The sequence below is a fragment of the Pseudoduganella namucuonensis genome (assembly GCF_900116645.1).
Taxonomy (GTDB): Bacteria; Pseudomonadota; Gammaproteobacteria; order Burkholderiales; family Burkholderiaceae_D; genus Rugamonas; species Rugamonas namucuonensis.
Map to the genome: position 1 here is coordinate 1 of NZ_FPBO01000006.1, position 19,525 is coordinate 19,525.

A 19,525-nucleotide genomic window follows, 5' to 3' on the forward strand; every position below is an offset into this window, starting at 1 on the left:
CCCGGATGAAGGTGTACCTTACCCGGACGTCTTGGCAAAGTACACCGCGGCTTTTTTCAAGATGTCGCGCTCCTCGGTTACTCGCTTCAGCTCTGCTTTCAAGCGTCGCAGTTCATCATCTTTAGCATCTGCCGCAGCCCGCTCCGCCGGTGGCGTCTCATAGCGCTTTACCCAGGCGTAGATGCTGTGAATGCTGACGCCAAGTCGCTCGGCGACTTCGCTGACTGGATGACCACGCTCAGTTACCTGCTTGACTGCCGCAATCTTGAATTCTTCGGTGTACCTCTTGTCGCTCATAACTGCTCCTTTGCCCTAAATTATGGCTCAGGAGTGTCTACAATACTCGTGGCGATTCATCATGACGTTCCCCCACGTCGGGGTTGATGGCATGATCGTACAACCTGAGGACCAAGTCTTCACCTCGATATGGCACCGATTTAGGCCGCGTTTCCGCATTAGGCTCATGGCGGAGACGACATGAGCCAACGGTGGTCAAGGCATATCCAGATCCAGGTCAACCCGGAATTGCTGCGCCTTGGTTTCAAACATGTACCGGGCACGTCGTTGCTAGGCAAAACCAGTGGGGATCGGCCATGAATGCGAGCGCAAGACCAATACCGGGAGAACACGTCTTATTCCAAATATGCTAAAGGTTTACCCAGAGGTCGGCCACTGCATTTTTAGTATCAACCCCAATTTGGATCAGCCGTTCGCATCGCTCTAGCTGATCCCTCTCCTCGCGGCAAGCCACATACCAGTGTGCTGCTGCGACCGCTGGCACTTTTAGCAACGCTTTAAGATATGGTAGGTCCACATCGGACAAGGAGTGGCCGAGCACGTAGACAGTCTCTACAGCATCGAGTTGATCGAAAAATGCTTGATGCTGCAGGATCAATTTCTCTGAAGGCTTGAAAGTCCGCGAAAAGTAGCCGTCTATGATGCTGTGTGCTTCCATCAGACGGATATCAATCTCCGAAATGTCATCCCGATCATTGAGGGATTTCCTATCAGCGGGATTCCATGCATGGCCAAGGATTAACTCTTCGTCCCGCACTTTGGTTTCACCATGGATATGCAGTACGTGTTCGCCAGGCACTGCATACAGGTCCTGCAGTGTCGAGGTGTAGTTGAAGGTCAGGAAGGTCGCGTCCGCATCCACGCGTTTCAGTAGCGCCTTTGCGGAGTGAGACGTTGGAATCGGTAAGGCCCTTATCCACTCACCAAACAGCCCCAAAAGCCTGGTTGAAAGCCGCCCGACAACCTGCTCGACTTCGTACTGAAAGTCGTGATGCCCGGAATCACTCCAATCGTCATCGCCGTAGGAAGGCATAAACTGGCCCAGGTCGTCGATGATGTTATCCACGTCGATATCGGCCAATGCCGACTCAAGGGACGCCCAATCATCGCCCGCAGGTAGATAGTTTTCGACGGCCTGGAATACCTCGCGGTCATGTTGGCGTACGTACTCTTTGAAGTTCCAGTACCCTGACGGGATACCGTGCCATAAGTCGAATCCATTCCCGATGATGTAGAGCTTGGTCGGCTTTTCGTCTACCGCACGTTGTCGCTGGTTTGAGCGCATTTATTCCCGTCCTATTCTGCGTTCAGAAATTCCGCCCAAGCTTCGCTCAGGGCCGCGGCAAGATGCTGGCTGCCGCCAAGATGGTCGCGCCACTGCCCCTTCGTCGCCCGGCCGCTCGGTGCACGAGGGTCTCTCGCAACGTCGCGCGCCAAATCGCCGACCACGTCATCGCGCTTCGCTTGGGCCTTCAACCATGCCAAGAACGATCTGGCCGGCTTTCTTGTCCATGCGCTATCAACCACCTTCACGCTGGCCGCGCTTAGGTCAATGTCTACGCCAGAGTATTCGTACCAGTGGTCAGTGCAGACAGCCGCCTGGATCATTCGCTGCATATCCTCATCGGCGATGCCGTCAAGTTCGACAGTGTCTGGAATTTCAATTTCAATCTTCATTCGTTACTCTCCATGTGCGGCGCATAAGCTCGCCGGAATACAAGGTCTCCTGCGCCGCAGGATCAATCCTCTTCCTCCTCAAGCATTGCCTTCTTCTCCCTAGCCTGATGCTCGATGTTCTCGTTCGCATGCTTAAGCAGGCTGGAATACAGGCCGTATGCTGGGTCCAGCTTGCTAAGCCCTTTCAAGACGACCTCCGCATGTGCCTTCAAATCCAGATCAGCCTGGAACGGCTCTCCAACGGTGCCCCCCCTGTGGCCGGTGACCGTCGCGGTCCATAGGGCCGAGGACAGATTCTTTGCGGCCTGCTCGCTGACAACGTCTGCCAAGTAAAGCGCACGGCGGATAAATGGCGTTTGCTCGATCACGAACGTCTGGTGGGCGCTGCGGAATATGCTGCCCACGACATCCACGTGCGATTGCGTTCCGCCGCCAAGCACCTCCAGCAGCAGTTCCAGGAGAGCCGGGCCATACTTCCCGCACAGGCCAGATACGGTCGAGCCTATATCCATTGACAGGTCACGGCCGGACTTTTGGCCTACCGCCCAGGCCAAGAAGTCCCGCAGAAGCGTTACACCGTCTGGATGCGAAAGAAGCCCGAGCCCAGTGCCATTGCGGTCGCGCCGCAGGCTGTGGTAATCGAAATTCCGTGCACCGGCCAGCAGCCTTGCCTGCAACATCTTGATGACCTCGCCGGGATGTGCGATTACTGCCTTCTTGAGGAACGCGCGAATCCAGTTGTCATCGAACTGGCGTAGAAGTGCGATACGCTGAATCAGGGTTTCCCATTGCTGTTTCGTGATGGATTCAGGCGGGATCGTGCTGCTATGCGAAAGCCACATGAAGAACTCTCGCGTCGCCACGGCATCGACGGTGAAGTCCACGGTGCAAATCAGCTCCACCGCCAGCGCGGGCTTTTTCGCAGCGATTTGGCGCGCGATATATGCCGCATGCTGTAGCACCACAGGTTCACGCGACCGGAAAATTCGCCGCACAACGTCCATGTCGGCTTCGGTAAAGAAGTCGCCAGCCTGGCGTGCATAGGCCTCCGCGACAAGCTTCCATGCGCTCGGGGAGTCATCATCCAGAAGCTCCGCGAGCAGTTCGTGCCGGCTGGGGTCAGCCATGAGCACCGCCAGGGCAGTTCCAGCGAATTGCTTAAGCAGCGATTGAACGTCATCTTGCCTTGCCATCATCACCTTGGCCAGGTCGGGACGCTTCTGCAACAAGGCGTCGATGAAGGGCTGCGGGGTCGCCCAACCTGCGCCACCCACCTTCACGATTTCCTTAAGCCAGTGCTCCACGAACTCGTACAGGCGCTCGGCATCGGGAAACTCCCGGGACAGGTTTTCGATAGCATGTTCCAAGTCCGCCTGGTGCCCCTTACGGCTGAAGGATTCATCGTCATGCCATGTGTCGCTACCCCACGCGTCCGCGACCAGGCGGACCACCCTGGTCGGCAGATCACGATCCAACAGCCCAAGGATGGCATCGGCCCGTGACTGGCAGACGGCATCCTTGTTATAAACGGCATGCCAACTTACGGACTGCGCGGCCCTCACCAGCACAGCCGGATGCACCGCTGCGTCATCCAGGACATCCCTGACGCGCTCCAGTAGCTTCGCGTGCATGACGTTCCAAACCACATCTTCGTCATCATCGTGCATCGGGCTGCGCAATGCCTCCGAAAGCAGCTCCGCCGCAAGGAAAGCCTTCCGGTGCGAACTATCGGCCAGGCAGTTGACTATCGCGTCAATCACACGCGTGCGCACTGCCTCTGCCAACTCAAGGTCTAACTGGTAACGGGTAATAGTGAAGGTGCGGCCGCTGGAAGACTGTTCTTCCATGTCCGTGCGGAGAGCGCCTTCCAGGATCGAAAACGGCGTGTACACGCCATGTAAGGCCGAAGGCACGTTCAGCAGGTCCAGGGCAAAATCGACTACCTTTTCCACGTAGTCCACCGGCTTCTGTGGCGCGAATTCGGCGAGCTCCTTGAGAATGCGGATGCCATGACTCGGTTGCTGATGGAGCGGGCGGGCGTCTGACTTGCCGGCACGCCACAAGAGAACACACGCATCCTCCAGGCACTCGAAGTTGAACGCGGCGTTACGCACCATGCCGCAAACGCCAGATACGTCACCGTGGCCATCTTCGATAAGCCGGCGAGCGAAGCCCAGCGCCAGGCGTGGCTGGTAGTACGCGACTGCTTCGACGGCCTCGATGTGCGGATTGTGGTACTCGTTCACCCATTGCAGCTTGTTCTCGACGCTGGACAGCAGCGTGCTGCTATCGGTGGCACCGTTATGCATGCGCCAGTCCAGGCGGCCGAGATTGACCAACAGGTTCGTCAAATACTGAGAATCCGCAAGGTCAAATACCTGCTGAACCTTTGTGCTGGCCGCGCCGTTAATGTCGATGAAGTTCCGCTGGATGATAGAGTCAGCAAGGAGGTCTGGCGCCAAGCGATGGCGAAGACCGCGCTTGAATAGCACGCCGCCCTCGCTCAGCAAACGCAGCAGGCGCTGAACGTCCTCTTGCTCCAGGCCTTCAACGTCCCGCAAGATATTCAGCAAGCCTGGATCATCAAAGACCACCGGTTGCAGCAGCGCGACCATTCCCAGCACCGACTGCAGCTTCGGCACGTCACTGCCGGTGACAATTTGACCTGCGATGATCTTCTCGAGCCGGGCAAGCACGTGCTCCTGGAAGTTTTCGCTGTTGCCAATCAGTTCTGGCGCCAGGTTCTCCTTCGCGACGATTTGCGCCGCCAGCACGGTCACCAACGGAGTCAGGTACGTCAGCTCAGCGATAGCCTCTGCCGCGCCAGCCGGACCTTTGCATTCACGCAAAACGTACTTCGCCAGCGCCTTACCATCTTCCTTCGTGCGGACGCGCAGCTCCACCGTAGCCACCTGCCTGCTATCCAGCGCAGCAAGCGAAGCCTGGTTACGAACCATCGCACGGCCATACGGCCGCAGTGCCAGCAGCAGCTTGGCCTTATTTCCAGGCGCCGAGGCGTAGCGCATCAGCAGGCCAAGGTCATCTCGGTCGTGCGCGTCATCGACGATAAGCAGCTTCGCGCCTTGACCAAGCTCCTCCAGGTGATGGGTCTTCACATCTTCTGTGGGCGAGACAAAGCGGACTGAGACTTCCGGCCGTTCGCGCTTAAAGAGATCGACAACTTCACGCAGAACGCGCGTTTTGCCATTGCCCGGCGCACCCAACAACATCGTCACCATGAAGCTGTCATCCTTCAGGAGACCGATCAGCTGTTGCAGCTCATCCTGGCGACCAATCAGCTCCCAGCCATGGGTGAAATAGCGGCCTGGCTCAACGAAGCCCTTGAAGAATTCCGTAGGAGTCAGAAACGGGCCCGCTTCGGGCTCGCCCAGAAGTGCCTGACGGTTACCGCGGAAGTACGTGTCCACCAGGTCACGCCGGTCGACCAGGGGCAGCTCGCGGAACTTTGCCGAAATATCCACACGGTCCCACAGCTGCCAACCGTCATGCTGCGCGATAGCTTCTCGGGCACGCGGGCTTGCGATGTTAGACAGCAGCAGGACCTTCAAATCTGCTTTGTAGGTCTGCGTTCCCACGGCCGCGTTAACTTTCTGCGCACCGAACTCCTCCACACGCTTGCATTGGAAGGAGTGCACGCCGAAAGATGAACCACGGACTTCGATGTCGATGCCGTGTTGCTTGCTGCCAGTGCCGCCATAGCGGTTCACCACCCCGCCACGGGCGCGGTAGTAGCGTGCAAGGAAGTCGGCGCAGAAATTCTCGAAGCTGTCCGGCCGCAGGAAGTGCAGGGGCAAATCCACATCGTACGTCGACGCACCGGGAACTCCGCCCTGGATGGCTTCTTGGGATGCATACCCTGCAGCGGCTTCGAGCAACGCCAATTCCGTCTTCAGCAGCAGCGCCAGATTCGGCAGTTCCTTGGGCCGCGGGCGGGAGACGCCCTGCTCCCACTTGCTGACGGTCTGCTGGGTCACGCTAGCCCGGGCGGCAAACTCATGCTGAGTCCAGCCGAGCGCCTTCCGCAGGGATACCAGCAATGTTCCAAGTTCAGGGTATTTAACCATTTTTATGGGTTCCTTTTTTGATACGCATTTAAAGTGTATCAGAAAATATTACAGTGTCAAGGACGTCCCTCGTCACCTTGCCAGGCCCCATCAAGATGCCTCTATATGCGCTTCAGTTTTCCTTTCCGCGCGGGCACTCCCTTGTTCTGCGACACCGTATTTGTAAAACCCACCCCGAACTGACCTTGCAATTCCAAGCAAGCAGCTGACACATCCACCTGCCCGTAGCACTGCGCCAGGGCGCGATCCAGTTCGGACAGGCGCTCGCGGAACCCAGCCATTTTCCGATTAGTCATCCCGGCCATCAGGTCGCAGCCACCTGGCCCAGGAATTTTGATAATGACGCGCCCCGCCACGCCTAGTGCGGCACCAGACTTCTCAAGCATCTTTTTTACCAGTGCGTGCAATGCCTCCAGGTCTGATGGCTTCCCATCGGGGCCGTGCTTAGGCTGAAACCAGTGCGCCGCGGCGACCGTGAGTGCGATGCTAATCGGACCATCGGAATTAAACCGGTGGTCGCGCCATCGTTTAAGGTACCTAACACATCGGCGGAATTGGGCCTGCTCTCCCCCTGAAAAACGCCCCAAGATGTATGCGGTAAGCTCTTTCGGGAAGGCCTGGACCCACTTACACTGATCAGCACCAGAAAATTCACGGCCTTTCGCAAGAAGAAGGCTTCCGCTCTTGCCCCGCACGTACAACGCAAGGTCCACGTGATAGTCCGGTCGCCCATTACGTATATAAGTAACAGTAACGCAGGAGCGGCGGATGTCGACGGTTCGCCCATATCCTGCCAGGGCGTCCCGAACACGGCGTTTTAGGGCGACCGGGTCAGGAAACTCCCTCTCCGTGCACTCAAAGATGAGCCCTACGTCAATATCGTAGTTGCCGTCGAGTGGCACCACGCCAGTTCGCATGGCATAGCTGCCTTGGACGAAGTGGGCGAACTTCGGAAAGTCCTGAGGAAGACCATCGGCAAGAGACCGAAGAAGCACTTCCCGCTTTTCCCTCAGCTTGCGCTGCTCGTCGTCCGCATCCAGCTTTATCGCATTATGAAATCGCTCGAACTGCAGCTGTACTGGCGCAGGTCGTTTTCGCTCCTTGCTTGAGAAGGCCCAGACAGCCAGCCCCATTAATCCTAATATCTGCCACATGCGATTTTCCAACCTCCAGTGATATGAACGCCACGGCTCGGGCTGCACCACATATGCGCACGCACCCAGCCAAGATTCGCCCATCAATAACATCGTGTCCTGCAGGAATTTTGCTATAGAATACTGTATATATAACCAGTTTACAGATCAACAAATAGTTAACTCAAGATATCGAGTTTTCTCCTTGATCACCAGTAGTTGCTTGACTACATTATCCACTAGCACTCACCTGATGAGAGTGCTAACAAATCACGGCTTTCAATCGCACTTCCTGGCGGCCGTCTTACTCATGACGCGCTAGGAGGGGATGTGGGAGGAGTTCAGAAAGTTGAAACCGCGGCGGTAAGCAATGCCGCGCTGGCTCAGCCCAGCAAGCCATCGACCTTAACGGATACAGAATTGGCAGCCATCGTCAAAGCCCAGCTGACAGCTGGGCAGAACGTGCTGGTTGTTGTCAATAAATACACGGCAGCTCTATTCAGCGGCAGCTCCGATACCGGGCCTTGGGCCATCGCCTGCGCTGGCGAGCTGGGCACCGAGTTTTTTGCGGTGGCCAAGGCGAAATCAATCGCGAAGCGCCTCTGGGTACACAACACTCTAGAGCCCAAGCCTTGGGCGCTTGACCCGTCTGCCCTGCCGAAGAACCAGCTGGTCGTTACACAGCTTACGAGCTGGATGAAGTCGTTGGACGGCCGCCATGGCCACGCCAGCCCAGAGACTAAGGCCAAAGTCGCAGGGTTAGCGGCAAACCGCTGCCAGTTCGCCGGTTGCGGTGAAGACCTTTCAGCACATTTGGTCACAGGCCGCGCCGGGAATTTTAGCTACTTCGCTCACATTATTGCGGCGTCGGAAGATGGTCCGCGCGGCCACGCAACGTTGTCGGCTCAGCTGGCGGACGCCCCCGACAACTTCCTGCTGCTGTGTGATAAGTGCCACCGCCTGGTAGACAAGGTGGACCCGGATTCGTACCCAACCGACAAGCTCCAGAATATGCGCAATGACGCAATTAACGAAGTGCGGCGCTTGCTCGACACGCTGCGCTACCCAGAAGTCGAGCGGCTGTATATCGTTGGGAACGTCACCGGCCAGATGCCGCATATCAGCGACCGTGATGTGGATTCCGCGCTGTGGAAGGCGAAGCTTCGCTCTTCACCAAAGGCAGCTGATTCCGTATTTTCTTTCGGTGGCGCCCACCATGCGCCGCACGACGACGCGTACTGGCCGACTGTGTTCAAGACGTTGCAGTTCGACCTGCCGCTGTTTCAATCGAAGTTGAATGGCGTCGGAAATAGCGGGCGCCCGCGCCCACCGCTGGCTGTTTTCCCCTTGCACGGAACGTCAATTCTGATTCTCGCCGGCCGCATTCTAGGCGATATGGCCGGTACGCATGTGTTCCAGCCTCACCGCAACAAAGTCGGCGAGCACATGGAAACGCGCTGGGCATGGCCCGATGACGGGGTAAGTCCAGCACCCGGGAAGTACCAAGTCAAGGAACTGAAGCCCAACACTGCGCAATCGGATGAAGCTGCGCTCCTGGTGTCCCTCACTTATGGGATTACCACCAAGCGGCTACCTTCCCCCGTCGTCGTCAACGACGCGCTGGCGATGCCCACCCTCGAAATTACGGTCGACAACCCAAATCCGGCCATCATCCGCCATCCAGACGACCTGGTGCATTTTGGCGCAGCAGTCGACGACGCCTTGCGTACCTTGCAAGACACCTGGAAGGTGAAGAAGGTCCACCTGTTCGTAGGCGCGCCTACGTCGGCAGCGCTGCTGGTAGGCCAGAAAATGCAAGCCCGCCACCAGGCTACGTTCTATATCAACGAAACGCTGCCTAATGGCCCCGAATCAGTTTTTGCACCAACCATCGCAATATCCGCTACTGCAGTCAGCGCAATCCGAAACGGCCAATCCGTTTCACTTCAGACCTGAGAGGCAAACATGAAGAATCCGCCCGTCGTCGCACAACGCATCTTGAAGTCGCTTACGGACCGAAGCGAACTACGCCAGTGGGAAGTGCTGATTGGAGGTCTGCTCCACAGGCTTGAACTTGATGCTGACGCGCGGGCAGATGCTGAACGCGCCTATAAGGCTCTCGGCGCTTCGATTGCGCGCAAACTGAACATCCCAGAACACGACGTCATCGTCTCCCCGCAGGGCTCGATGGCGACACAGACGACCATTCGCCCTCGTGGCAACACGAACTTCGACCTGGATATCTTCGTCGAACTGCTGGGCCCCGGCTATGATCGCTTGGGCCCGGAGCAGATGTTCAGCTTGTTCGGCAAGGCTTTGGAAGGTAATGAAAGCGTTACTGGCGTGCCTGAAGAAAAACGCCGCTGCTGGCGCCTGCCCTACACCGGCAAACCCTATTACTTCGATGTGACGCCGGCGGTAAAGGGGCTGACTTATGCCGGTCAAGGCATGCGTGTTCGCGACCCAGATACGCAGTGGGCGCCAACGAATCCACGGGAATTTGCTGACTGGTTCTGCGAGATTGCGAAGCATCGCTTCCAGTTCTCTGAGACCTTCTACCGCAGCCTGGTGATGGATTCCGCGACTGTAAACCCACTCCCGTCCGAGAAAATCGGGATTGATGACGTACTGCGTCGCGCGGTACAGCTTATGAAGCTGCACCGTGACAACATGTACTGGGAAGCATCCCAGCACGACAAAGATACGAATCCAATTTCCATCATCATCGTGACTTTGGCTGCGCAGGCCTATGACGATCTGCGTGCAAGCGGCGCAGTGTTTAGTTCCCCCCTCGACGCCGCCCTGACTTTGGTCGCGAAGATGCCTGAGTTTATTGACCAAACCAACGGAATTTACAAAGTACTGAACCCTAAGCTGGCCGGCGAGAATTTTGCCGACAAGTGGAACCATGATGGTAAAGCGCGAGCAAACCAGTTTGGACGTTGGCACAACACGCTCCTGGACGATTTGGAAAACCTCACCCACCTAAACGCCGACCGCGCCGACGAAGCCACCATCAGAAAGGTCTTCGGTGCCGCAGGCGTGGATGCATGGAACGCGAGCCGGCCGGCTGCACCGACTCAGCTGGGCGGGCTGATTTCTTCCGGTCTCGCGAGCGCTAATCCCAAAGCCCCAATTAACCCAGGGTCGTCGAATACCTTAGGCTGATTCACCGGGTGACAGAGAAGATGTTTAGCCGGCACCAATTTCCCGCAGCTGTCAGCGAAGTTGCGGATTGGCTAGCCGCGTCCGATTACCACAAAGCTGGCGCCGTTCGAGCCGTTCATTACGGCTCGCGCGCCGAGTGGTGGCTGGATTTGTCAGGCCTGGGCTATCCGATACAGGCCGTCAAGATTTCATTGAATCCGGAGTTTCCTGCAGCCCCGTGCGAGCTATTCGTCGATCCCAAGCATTGCCTGGCGCTGCCGCATGTCGAAGAAGACGGCCGGGTGTGCCTGGCAACGGCTCCACGGCCGGAAGACTATGTTTCCCCGATCACGGCTGTTGCAGTGGCACTAGACCAGTTCAGCACGCAGCTCCTCCACAAATCGAATAGTCCGCTTTGGATTGAGCGCGAATTTCATCAGGAGCGCGCGTCATACTGGAACCGGTTTAACCTTCAAGCGCTCGAGGCGCGCGGTGCACGTCCGCCGCCACGGGTTACGTTTGTTGACGTACCAGCCGTTGACAGCTGGATGGAAGGAAGCATTGCCGCGTATGTGCGTACTAGCTCAAAGAGGCAGCGCATAGCCGTTCAGGTTGTCACGTCAAAGGACCATGACCCAGACGCGCTGGCAAAGCGTCACTCCTGGGCTGAGGGCACCTTCATGCGCGGCAGTTCGATTTTTATTCGCCTGCCCGAAGCGCAGCTGTGGACGCCAGCGACATGGCCTCAAACGTTTCAGGAAATTGTGAACCTCGCGCACTCCGCGACTGGTGGCGAGCTGTCCCTCGAAACGTGGCTGCGGTCGGCGGCCAGTGCAGTACATGAAGGCCCGGCTGGTAATAATAAGGTGGCACTCGGTCAGCAGCCGCTCCTGGTAGTTTTTGCTCTCGGCACCGAGTTATATGGCTACCAGCTGTCGCCACCTGCAGTCTCCATCGTGGAGACATTGCATGTAACGCCGATCATCATTCATCGTATTGACCCGCAATGGATTTTTGCCCGCGATCACGCGACCGCCGTAGTCAACCAAAGGCTGTCCAAGCGCGTGCTATTGCTCGGTTGCGGTTCGCTTGGATGTCAGGTCGCGGAGGTGCTGGCTCGAAGCGGCGTAGGAAAAATCGACATCGTGGACATGGAGATTTTCGACGGTCCCAACATTTCGCGGCATGTTTTGGGCATGTCCGCGGTCCGTCGTGGCAAGGCGCCCTCCGTGGCGGCATGCATAACGAAAGAGATTCCACGAATTGTCGTCCAAGGCTTCGCGGAGACGGCGCAACGGTGGGTTCTCGAACACTGCAAACCTGGGAAGCATGACTTGGTCATCGACTGCACTGCCGATTCTGGCGTGCGTCAATTTTTGGCTTTGAACCGTGATCGACTTCTCGGAGATGTGCCGGTAGCGCACGCTTGGGTCGAGCCTTTTTGCTCAGCAACACACGTGGTTGCGTCGATGCTGGATGCCCCGTGGCCGGCAACGGATCCGGTACACCCGAACGTAAGCGCGGCCACATATCCAGCTTCAACCAAGGTCCAGCTGCCAGCATGCAGCGATGGGTTCCATCCTTATGGCAGCTCGGACATTATGCAAGCAGCCGGGTTCTGCAGCGAACGGATTATCAGCATCATTGACCGACCGCTGGAGGTTTCCACAGTATGGAGCTATGTCCGCAGCCAGGCCTTCTTCGATGGGCTTGGGGTACCTGGCATCGAGACTAATCCAATCGTGCCTAGCCAAGGTGCGCCCAACGATGGGATTTCCATAACGCGCCGACTTGTAGACCTTCTGGGCAAAGAATGAAAGAAGCCCTCTTCCAGATTTCCGGGGCCACGTGGTCAATGCATCTCACGAAGGACGTCGTCGAGCTCCTGGGGAGTCATGCCCAACTGGATTCGCGCGCACCAGAATCGGTCGGCCAGCTGTATGCACGCGATCTGACCGCGTCCGTGATTGTTATTGAACGCGCCACAAAACTACGGGCGAAGTCAGCCTCTCGCGTTAAGGTGAAGTTCGATCCCAAGGAAGCGTATGCGGAGCGCAAAGTGCTGTTCGAATCAGGGCTGCACTGTGTCGGCTTGTGGCATACACATCCGGAACCAACTCCGTCGCCTTCAAGCGACGACAGGCGCCTGGCTAGAGACTATGCGCTAAGCGCCAAAAGCTACGTGACCGGGATAATGTTTGCAATCGTGGGGAATCGCCCCCTACCCGACGGGCTACGGGTTTGGGTTGATGATGGAAGCAACCTTCTGCCTGCAAATCTCATTCACGCAAAGCCCAACCATAGCAACGTGCTGACGGATAGTGCAGCCACGCGCTGAACGTTATTCTTGCCGATAGCGATCGGACGGATCGCGTTCTCAACCGCGTGTTGTCGATAGGTATCCGCTGGTGCCAGCGGTCGCAGAAGCATTGGCTCGCTATATCGACACCGTGCGCCCTCACACTTCTGCACCGGAGATATTCCTCGGACTGACGGCGCCACATCGCGCGTTGACGCCGGCGGCGCTATTCGACTTCGCCAATGGCAAGTTCAAAGCCTTGGGAATCGAGGCAAAGCATCGTGGCCCTCATGCATTGCGCCATGCCTGCGCGGCGCGCCTACATTGTCAACCACAACGGCTCCGCGTAAGCCCTGGCAGGCAGCGATCAGGCGAGACGATTCCCTCTGGCCGGAATAGCTCAGGTCGCGGCTCGGCCGCGCGCCTGTCCCACTGGATAATTGGCGATCGCGACGGCGATGCAGAGGCAAGCCCCCCCGCCCATGATGGGCAGCAATGCCAGCGGCAACGCAACAGGTAGCACTAACCCCATCACCGCAGCACACGCCACAAGCCAAGCGGCGCACACGCTGCCAGTCCACACATCAGGATGATGGTGAACAAACTCCCGGCCTTTGACCCAGCGCCGCACCACGCCATCCACCACGTAGGCGACCGCGAGCAGCAGCAGGCCGGGTGCCAGTTGCCCCAGGAGAGCGAGCCGAAAACTCGCCAGCAGCGCAAGGGCATTAAACGCGCGCAAATAGTCGCTATCCAGAAGCCGCCTGCCCACCGTGTCGAACTGATGCCCCGCCGCCGTCGTTGCCCTCCCCTGTTGAACGGACGCCCCCGGCATCAATGGGGCCACCACCGGGCGATCAAGCAACGCCAGCGCGCTTTCCAGCGCCCTGTGCGCGCGTGCATCTCCCCAAGCTTCACCATGGGCTGCATATTCGCTGCGGATGCGCTCGAAGAATGCCGAGGGCGGCGTCACCGCCGGCAGGTACAACACCAGCAGCAGAAGCATGATCAGCGACGCAATGGTGACGCCTCGGATCATGGCGCGGCCTCCGCCGTTCCCCCTTCGTCCGGTGCGGGCCCGGGATCGAGCAAGGTGAACCGGCCCTTGCACAGGTGGCCGCCGGAAACGGAGGCAAAGAACTGCAGATTGGGCAATTTACCCAGCAAAGAGGTCGGCACAAGTTCGTTAAACTCTTCGGCGATCTGGGTCGATTCGACCAAGGTGAAGTCACCCAGATGTCCGTCGCGGGCCGTGTTGCGCCCCACCTTCATGTTGTGGATCGCCGTCTGGCCGAAGGTCTCGTTGACGAATTCCTGCGTGGGCTGGTCTTTGGTGCGGAAGGCGATCAAGTTATTCAGGTTGCCCAGCGCCATGCGGGCCGCTTCCTGGCTGCCCAGGCGCTTGGCCAGGTCGGCGATGGTCTGCATGGCGACAGTGGTATAGATGCCGCCCTCGGCGCCTTTGTTCATGATCTCGATCAGCGGCTGGTTGATCACGTTCGACACCTCGTCCACGAACAGGGAGATACGGCGGTGCCCGCCCAGGTTGTAGCGGATGCCGGAACGGGCGGCAAGATCCGCCAGGCACATGGCGCCGATGGCCGAGGCCACTGCCGGATCGGGCAGCGAGTCGAGGCACATCAACAGCACGTGGCCGCCGCGCTCGATCTTCTCCAGATTCATGATGGGGCGTTCGTCGCTGGCGTCGAACGGCTCCGGCGACAGCGAACGGCCGAGGTCGCCCGACGTCAACATGGACAGGATCGGCAGCAGGTTGGCCGTGATCTTCTGGTAGTGCTCGCGGTTGTGGCGGAATACGCGCACTTGTGAATCGATGGCCTTGTCGTGGCGCGACTCGTGCACGTGGCGCTCGTAGTATTCGACAAACGCCACCAGTTCGGCACTGGCCACGGGCGACGGCGACTTGATGCTACCCTTGCGGGCCTTTTCCAGCAGGCGCACCAGATCCGGATTGGTGCGCCAGCCGCGTCCAAGCAGCTCCTCGAAAAAACGCTTCAGCGTCTCTTCCAGGATGGGCTCGATGCCGGCCTCGATATACTTCGTCAGCTTCATCAGGTTCGGCCGTCGCTCCAGCCGCACCATGCCCTGCGTGACCACGTTGACGGCATCCCAGCCGAAGGCCGAAAACGCGCCGGCCGTATCGGGCGGCAGGATCGATTGGATGCGCGATGCGATCTCGGTGGGCTTTTGCCAGTTGAACGTGAAGTCCAGGCGTACCCCCTTTTCCGGAAACGCCGGGTGAAACCAGAGGAAGGTATCCTCTTCCCGGTAGTCCGCACATGCCCGCTCCACCAGACGCCGCAGGCGCTTGGAGTTCTTCGGGTCCAGGATGATCACCACGTCGCCGCGCCGAATCGCCTGCGTGATCAGCCAGCCCAGGCACACGCCCTTGCCGGACTGCGTGGTGCCCACCACCAGCGTGCCGCCTTCGAAATTCTGCAGAGGCCGCGCAAGCAGCGTTTCACGCTGCTCGACGCCTTGGATGTACGGCAGGCCGATCTCTCCATCCGGCTGGGGCTCGACGACATAACCGAGCAGCCGCAACACCTGCGGCGGAATCCGCAGTTCGCGGTAGTCGACCTTGGCGAGCTCGTACAGCCGCTGGGAATGCACCGGCTGCCACTCGAAGCCAAAGCCGAACACGACCATGTCCGGGTCGGACGCCAGTTGCGCGAGGCGCCTGGTGGTGATTTTTTCCATCGCACGCCCGGACAGCGCCGCGCGCACGCCGATGATGCGCAGGCCTTGGCGAGCGCGCATGATACCCATGGGTATCATCACCGCCAGCAGCGGCAGCGCGAGCCTCTGCGGCACCGTGGCGGGCGTCAGGGCCAGCGTCCCCAACGCCGCTCCCCACCACACGGCGCTCGCCACCAGTTCCATCGGACTGCGCCAGGGCATCTCGTAGCTACGCATCAGCATGGGTACTCTCCTTCGCGCCGACCGAATCCACTGCCAGTCCCGTGACGAACTGGGGAGCGAGGCGAACGCCGGGCACCTTCGCACCATCAATCACGGCGGATTGCACGCCCTCCCCGCTCTCGTCCGGTTCGATCATGCCGGCATCGGCCAGTGCCCGCCAGGCTTGGCGCGCATCGACGCCTTGCCGCGCGAACGACGTCAATGGAACGAAGAGCGAGCCCGCCACGACGTGGCAGGCGGGACGTTCGCCGTGCAGGGAACCGACGATCGCCGCCAGTGCCCGCGCCACGGAACGGTTCAAGCGCATCGGAGGGCGCAGTTCCGCGTGACGTGGAAGATTCGTCGCCGCGTCATGGATGGGAAGTAACTGGCCGCCACGCCCGGCGCGCCATACTCCGCGAGGGACAGGGGCGGCAGTCCCCTCTTCCACGCTGCCGTCGGGCGCGGGCATGGCCGGCAAAGACAATTGCGCCGGCATTGCCTCCTGGCGTTCTGCCGTTCTGGCGGCTTTCTTGCGCTCGGGCCTGCCCGGCACTGGCGGAGCAACAGGTGGCTCCTCCACCGCATCGCACCATGGGTCGCCCTTATCTTCCGGCGGACATGCCGGTGGCTGCTCGGCGCATGGGCCGTGCACTTTCAGGCACCGGTGCAACGGTTCAGGGGTGGGCACCAGGTCGGCCAGCAGGAGGCCGGGTGGCGCGAGCGGGACGGCACTGATCGCCTCCCGCGCGCCGGGGGGCTGGATGGAAACGATATAGCCTCCAGACGACGATGGCGGCGCAATGCCGCCGGCGGCCAGAATATCCAGGACCGCCAGCGCGTTGTCGGGCGCCCCCGGCAGTTGCTCGTCGGCCAGCAGCCGAATGATGTCGGCGGCGCCGTTGGGCCACACCAGGTACAGCCCATCATCGCCGTACCACAGGCGCGAGCGCGCGACGTTGGGCAGCCAGCTATGGTCCGACTGCACCAGTTCGCGCATGGCCTCGATCACATGGCGCGCGAGATGCACCGGCACCTCGCCTTCAGCCGCATTGCCGCCAGGCGCGCCGCGTTCGCGCTGCAGCACCAGCGCCGCGGCGTGCCGCACCAGACGGTCCATGACGTTATGGTCGTGGTAGGTGGCCAGCCCGGAAATCGAGGCCAGCATATTGGGCACGATGACGTCGTTGCCGTGCGCCAGATCCTCCATGGTCGCCGGCGGCACGATGAATGGCAGCGCGAACAGGCCGAGCGCGCGGCGCTCGGCTCCTGGCAGCCATTGCACCGTGAGATGCGTGCAGCGGCGCTCGCGCAGCCAGGTCGAGAGGGGCAACAGGTACGCCTGCCATGCATGGTTCGGCCCATCGTACACCTTGAGCTGGCCGAGGCAACGGTACAGTTCACCGCACAGCCCGGCGATGAAGGTGGCGCGCCGCCAGCGCGGCTCCAGGATGCGGCGTTTGGAGATGGTCTCGCGCCCTGCGAAGATCTGCGAATCGGTCGCCTGGAGCGCATAGAAAGCCGTTTCCAGCCCGAGGCGCAGCAACCCGCCGGATTGGCTGTAGTGGCTGGCGCGCGTGGCGGGTAGCGCGTTGACGTAGGCGGCATAGGCCCGGATGGGCTGCAGCAGGTCCGTCTCGAAGGTGGCGTTGTCGCATCCGTAGCACAGCTTGATGCGGGCGATGACGTCCTTGTGGGCGGCCAGCAATTCTTCCACGCTGGCGACCTTGACGCCGGCACGTTGGGCGGTGCCCGATGCAGGCACCGGGTCGGCGCTTCCCGGTGTGGTCCCGCTGGCGTCGCCGCCGCGCCGCAACCGGGCAAACAGATTCGCGATGAACATGGCTCGGCTCCGGAAGTTGGCGGGCTACCAGTATCGGTGCCGCCACCTTCGCCAGTCCACCCGAAAAACAAGCGTTTAAGCCCCTGTTTCCGAGTCGGCTTCCGCAGGCGCCACGATGCTGGGTACGACGCGCTGCCTTCGCACGAAGTGCGCCTGGACACGTGGATCGCGCGGCAAGCGCTGCACCAGGATGCAGAAGACACACCCTTTGGTCATCGGCGGTGGCGCGCCAACAGCCGCGATGTAGCGTGCGAGACAGCGCGGACAGCGATGCATCGCAAGGCTGGGCGCCGTACGCTTCCAAACGCCGCACAGGTCGCTCACCAGCAGGAATGCCTTGTCGAAGGTCAGCTCGGACCGATGCGCACTGCGCTCGACAAAGAGCCGGTACGCCGCGACGAGCGCGTCGGCAGGCGCGCATCGCTGCCTCTCCAGCAGCGCCGTGAAAATGTTGGCGAATTCCGCGCCTTCCGCGCGCAAGCACAAATTACCGTCGAATACCCAGTCGCTGGACTCGGGACGGCGGCCGTTGGTGGCGCGGTCCCGACGGTAGAAGTGCGTGCGCAGCGCCGCCTGGCTCAATCCCGTGACATCGGCCACGGTCCCCAGGCGCGCCCCAAGGGCGATGCACTCACGGGCCAACTGCAACGCCCGGATGTGCGCATCGGCATCGTTGGCGGCCATGGCATCGGCTCAACCGGTCGCCATGCCAGGCTGGCCTGCCGGCGTATTGACGGCCGCGCGGCCGGCGCCCGCCGTGCACAACATGCCGGCCAGGCTGCGCGGCGCCGTCAACAGGGCCGGCAAATTACCGATCGGCTGGCACAAACTCTCGTGGGCCATGTTTTCGGCCAGGACGATCAAGTCGCGCACGCTCATGCTCGGCAGCAAGGCGGCGCTTTCCGCATCGAGATGGAACTTGAAGCTGGCGGTGAGCCGGTCGTGCTTGAGGGCGGCCTGGACGGTCAACAGGAAATTCAGGTTCAACTGCTGTACATCCGACAGGTGTGGGGCGTTGTCCATGATGGTTACTCCGTGTTGCCCCGTTGCCGGGGCGTGGTCTCAGGTGAGGTCCGGTTTGCAACAACGCGAGGTCTTGCGCTGTGCAGTGCAGCAGTGGCCGCCTATCGCGAAGCAGGCTACACCGCACGTTGGGACCGGTCAATAGCAACTGCTGTCGCTGTGCACTGCAAAAACGGATGGGGATTGACTTCACTGCTTACTCCGGTGGATGCTATAGGCTGCATAGCATCTTGATATTAATTTATGGGAGCGCAAGCAAGTGCTATCGACACCTCCCCCTTCTCCCTCTACAACTCGACAAAAATCCCCTCCCATGGTGCCCGACCAACGCAGCGTACCGCTTACCCGGCAGCAGGCTCAGCAGTTCGATGTCGGGCTGATTCCCGGCCTACGCGATCGGCTTATCGCTGAGTTGGATGCGCGCCACGTTCCATCGCATGAGTTCGTCTTATTCCTCAGTCATCTGACCGGCCGTGCCAAGCAGACCGTGGCCCGCTGGATCGACACCGATCATCCGGGGCTACCGGATCCGGCTTCGCTGGCCGTGCTGTCGTTGCAGCTTGACGTCGATACCGGCTGGCTGCTCGGACTGACCAGCCACCGCCTGCCCTTCGCCGTCGACCGCCTGCCGCCGCACCTGCTTCAACAGTTCCAGTTCTCTCCTGCCCGGCCCGCCTGGTTCGGCGCGGTGACAAGCAAAACCGATGTCGCCAGCGGGCAGGCCGTGGCCATCATGCACGGCCACGACATGGCGCCGCGGATACTGCACGGCAGCCCCTACTTCTACGATCCTACGCAAAACCACATCGCCTGCAACGGGGTCTACGTGCTCGAATACCTAGGCCAGACCATCGTGCGCCACGTCGAATTGCGCATCGGCGCCGGCCTGTTGCTACGGTGCGAGAACACCCAGTACGGCGAAGTCCTGGTGGGCGAAGATGTGCTGCGCGCCGATGACGGCGTGCGCGTGCGCGGCAGGGTCACCATGGCCATCAACGTCTGCGACTTCTAAGCACGCCCTCACCTCTCCGCTATCAGGCCATCCCCGGAACCGGCATGGCGCGTTCGCGCCGCCGGTCCCAGGGACTGTCCTTCAGCC

The 19,525-nt window shown here is 60.1% G+C and carries 14 protein-coding genes and 1 pseudogene; 5 read left to right on the forward strand and 10 right to left on the reverse strand.

The window, feature by feature from the left end; genetic code table 11:
- The 5 genes and pseudogenes from BM436_RS08150 to BM436_RS36035 form a co-directional block, all read right to left on the reverse strand.
- Positions 1-297: pseudogene (locus tag BM436_RS08150) on the reverse strand (transposase); the annotation flags it as partial.
- Between the two features lie 349 nt (positions 298-646).
- The gene (locus BM436_RS08155) at positions 647-1,582 is read right to left on the reverse strand and encodes a bacteriophage abortive infection AbiH family protein (RefSeq protein ID WP_093555021.1); all 936 of its coding nucleotides are present in this window, start codon (positions 1,580-1,582) and stop codon (positions 647-649) included.
- A gap of 11 nt (positions 1,583-1,593) precedes the next feature.
- Positions 1,594-1,974: a hypothetical protein gene (locus BM436_RS08160; protein ID WP_093555022.1), complete on the reverse strand. Its 381-nt coding sequence runs from the start codon at positions 1,972-1,974 to the stop codon at positions 1,594-1,596.
- A 62-nt stretch (positions 1,975-2,036) separates the two neighbouring features.
- Entirely contained in the window at positions 2,037-6,059 is a 4,023-nt protein-coding gene (locus tag BM436_RS08165; RefSeq protein WP_093555023.1) for a helix-turn-helix domain-containing protein, read from the reverse strand.
- A gap of 101 nt (positions 6,060-6,160) precedes the next feature.
- Positions 6,161-7,213, reverse strand: a complete 1,053-nt coding sequence (locus BM436_RS36035) for a cyclic GMP-AMP synthase DncV-like nucleotidyltransferase (protein ID WP_143133009.1) — start codon at positions 7,211-7,213, stop codon at positions 6,161-6,163.
- 399 nt (positions 7,214-7,612) lie between these two features.
- On the opposite strand from BM436_RS36035, the gene BM436_RS08180 reads away from it, so the two are divergent.
- From BM436_RS08180 to BM436_RS08195, 4 genes are read left to right on the forward strand one after another with little or no spacing between them, the layout of a single operon-like run.
- Entirely contained in the window at positions 7,613-9,148 is a 1,536-nt protein-coding gene (locus BM436_RS08180; RefSeq protein WP_093555026.1) for an SAVED domain-containing protein, read from the forward strand.
- A gap of 9 nt (positions 9,149-9,157) precedes the next feature.
- Positions 9,158-10,360: a nucleotidyltransferase domain-containing protein gene (locus BM436_RS08185; RefSeq protein WP_093555027.1), complete on the forward strand. Its 1,203-nt coding sequence runs from the start codon at positions 9,158-9,160 to the stop codon at positions 10,358-10,360.
- 8 nt (positions 10,361-10,368) lie between these two features.
- Positions 10,369-12,156: a ThiF family adenylyltransferase gene (locus tag BM436_RS08190; protein ID WP_093555028.1), complete on the forward strand. Its 1,788-nt coding sequence runs from the start codon at positions 10,369-10,371 to the stop codon at positions 12,154-12,156.
- Positions 12,153-12,677 (forward strand): Mov34/MPN/PAD-1 family protein, encoded by a 525-nt coding sequence (locus BM436_RS08195; protein WP_093555029.1) that lies wholly within the window; start codon positions 12,153-12,155, stop codon positions 12,675-12,677. Before BM436_RS08190 ends, BM436_RS08195 begins: the two co-directional genes overlap by 4 nt.
- Positions 12,678-13,038: 361 nt before the next feature.
- Here the strand turns inward: BM436_RS08195 and BM436_RS08205 are convergent, their stop codons facing one another.
- The 5 genes from BM436_RS08205 to BM436_RS08225 all read right to left on the reverse strand — a co-directional run bounded on the left by BM436_RS08205 (position 13,039) and on the right by BM436_RS08225 (position 18,426).
- The gene (locus BM436_RS08205) at positions 13,039-13,677 is read right to left on the reverse strand and encodes an IncC plasmid conjugative DNA transfer DtrJ family protein (RefSeq protein ID WP_093555030.1); all 639 of its coding nucleotides are present in this window, start codon (positions 13,675-13,677) and stop codon (positions 13,039-13,041) included.
- Positions 13,674-15,581, reverse strand: a complete 1,908-nt coding sequence (gene traD, locus BM436_RS08210; RefSeq protein WP_093555031.1) for a conjugative transfer system coupling protein TraD — start codon at positions 15,579-15,581, stop codon at positions 13,674-13,676. Before traD ends, BM436_RS08205 begins: the two co-directional genes overlap by 4 nt.
- Positions 15,568-17,403, reverse strand: a complete 1,836-nt coding sequence (mobH, locus tag BM436_RS08215; RefSeq protein WP_093555032.1) for a MobH family relaxase — start codon at positions 17,401-17,403, stop codon at positions 15,568-15,570. Before mobH ends, traD begins: the two co-directional genes overlap by 14 nt.
- A 75-nt stretch (positions 17,404-17,478) precedes the next feature.
- Positions 17,479-18,087, reverse strand: coding sequence for a FlhC family transcriptional regulator (locus BM436_RS08220; protein ID WP_093555033.1), 609 nt, complete (start codon positions 18,085-18,087; stop codon positions 17,479-17,481).
- A 9-nt stretch (positions 18,088-18,096) separates the two neighbouring features.
- A complete protein-coding gene (locus BM436_RS08225; protein WP_093555034.1) occupies positions 18,097-18,426 on the reverse strand; it encodes a flagellar transcriptional regulator FlhD in 330 nt (109 codons plus the stop codon).
- 313 nt (positions 18,427-18,739) lie between these two features.
- Between BM436_RS08225 and BM436_RS08230 the strand changes: the two genes are divergently transcribed.
- Positions 18,740-19,438, forward strand: a complete 699-nt coding sequence (locus tag BM436_RS08230; RefSeq protein ID WP_143133010.1) for a S24 family peptidase — start codon at positions 18,740-18,742, stop codon at positions 19,436-19,438.
- The last annotated feature ends 87 nt before the right edge of the window (positions 19,439-19,525 follow it).

What these genes read in the sequence shown, in the direction of transcription:
- BM436_RS08220 (WP_093555033.1), bottom strand. Translation starts at nt 18,087, where the DNA reads ATGGCCGCCAACGATGCCGATGCGCACATCCGGGCGTTGCAGTTGGCC.
- traD (WP_093555031.1), bottom strand. Translation starts at nt 15,581, where the DNA reads ATGCTGATGCGTAGCTACGAGATGCCCTGGCGCAGTCCGATGGAACTG.
- BM436_RS08160 (WP_093555022.1), bottom strand. Translation starts at nt 1,974, where the DNA reads ATGAAGATTGAAATTGAAATTCCAGACACTGTCGAACTTGACGGCATC.
- BM436_RS08205 (WP_093555030.1), bottom strand. Translation starts at nt 13,677, where the DNA reads ATGATCCGAGGCGTCACCATTGCGTCGCTGATCATGCTTCTGCTGCTG.
- BM436_RS36035 (WP_143133009.1), bottom strand. Translation starts at nt 7,213, where the DNA reads ATGTGGCAGATATTAGGATTAATGGGGCTGGCTGTCTGGGCCTTCTCA.
- BM436_RS08230 (WP_143133010.1), top strand. Translation starts at nt 18,740, where the DNA reads ATGGTGCCCGACCAACGCAGCGTACCGCTTACCCGGCAGCAGGCTCAG.
- BM436_RS08165 (WP_093555023.1), bottom strand. Translation starts at nt 6,059, where the DNA reads ATGGTTAAATACCCTGAACTTGGAACATTGCTGGTATCCCTGCGGAAG.
- BM436_RS08185 (WP_093555027.1), top strand. Translation starts at nt 9,158, where the DNA reads ATGAAGAATCCGCCCGTCGTCGCACAACGCATCTTGAAGTCGCTTACG.
- BM436_RS08225 (WP_093555034.1), bottom strand. Translation starts at nt 18,426, where the DNA reads ATGGACAACGCCCCACACCTGTCGGATGTACAGCAGTTGAACCTGAAT.
- mobH (WP_093555032.1), bottom strand. Translation starts at nt 17,403, where the DNA reads ATGTTCATCGCGAATCTGTTTGCCCGGTTGCGGCGCGGCGGCGACGCC.
- BM436_RS08195 (WP_093555029.1), top strand. Translation starts at nt 12,153, where the DNA reads ATGAAAGAAGCCCTCTTCCAGATTTCCGGGGCCACGTGGTCAATGCAT.
- BM436_RS08155 (WP_093555021.1), bottom strand. Translation starts at nt 1,582, where the DNA reads ATGCGCTCAAACCAGCGACAACGTGCGGTAGACGAAAAGCCGACCAAG.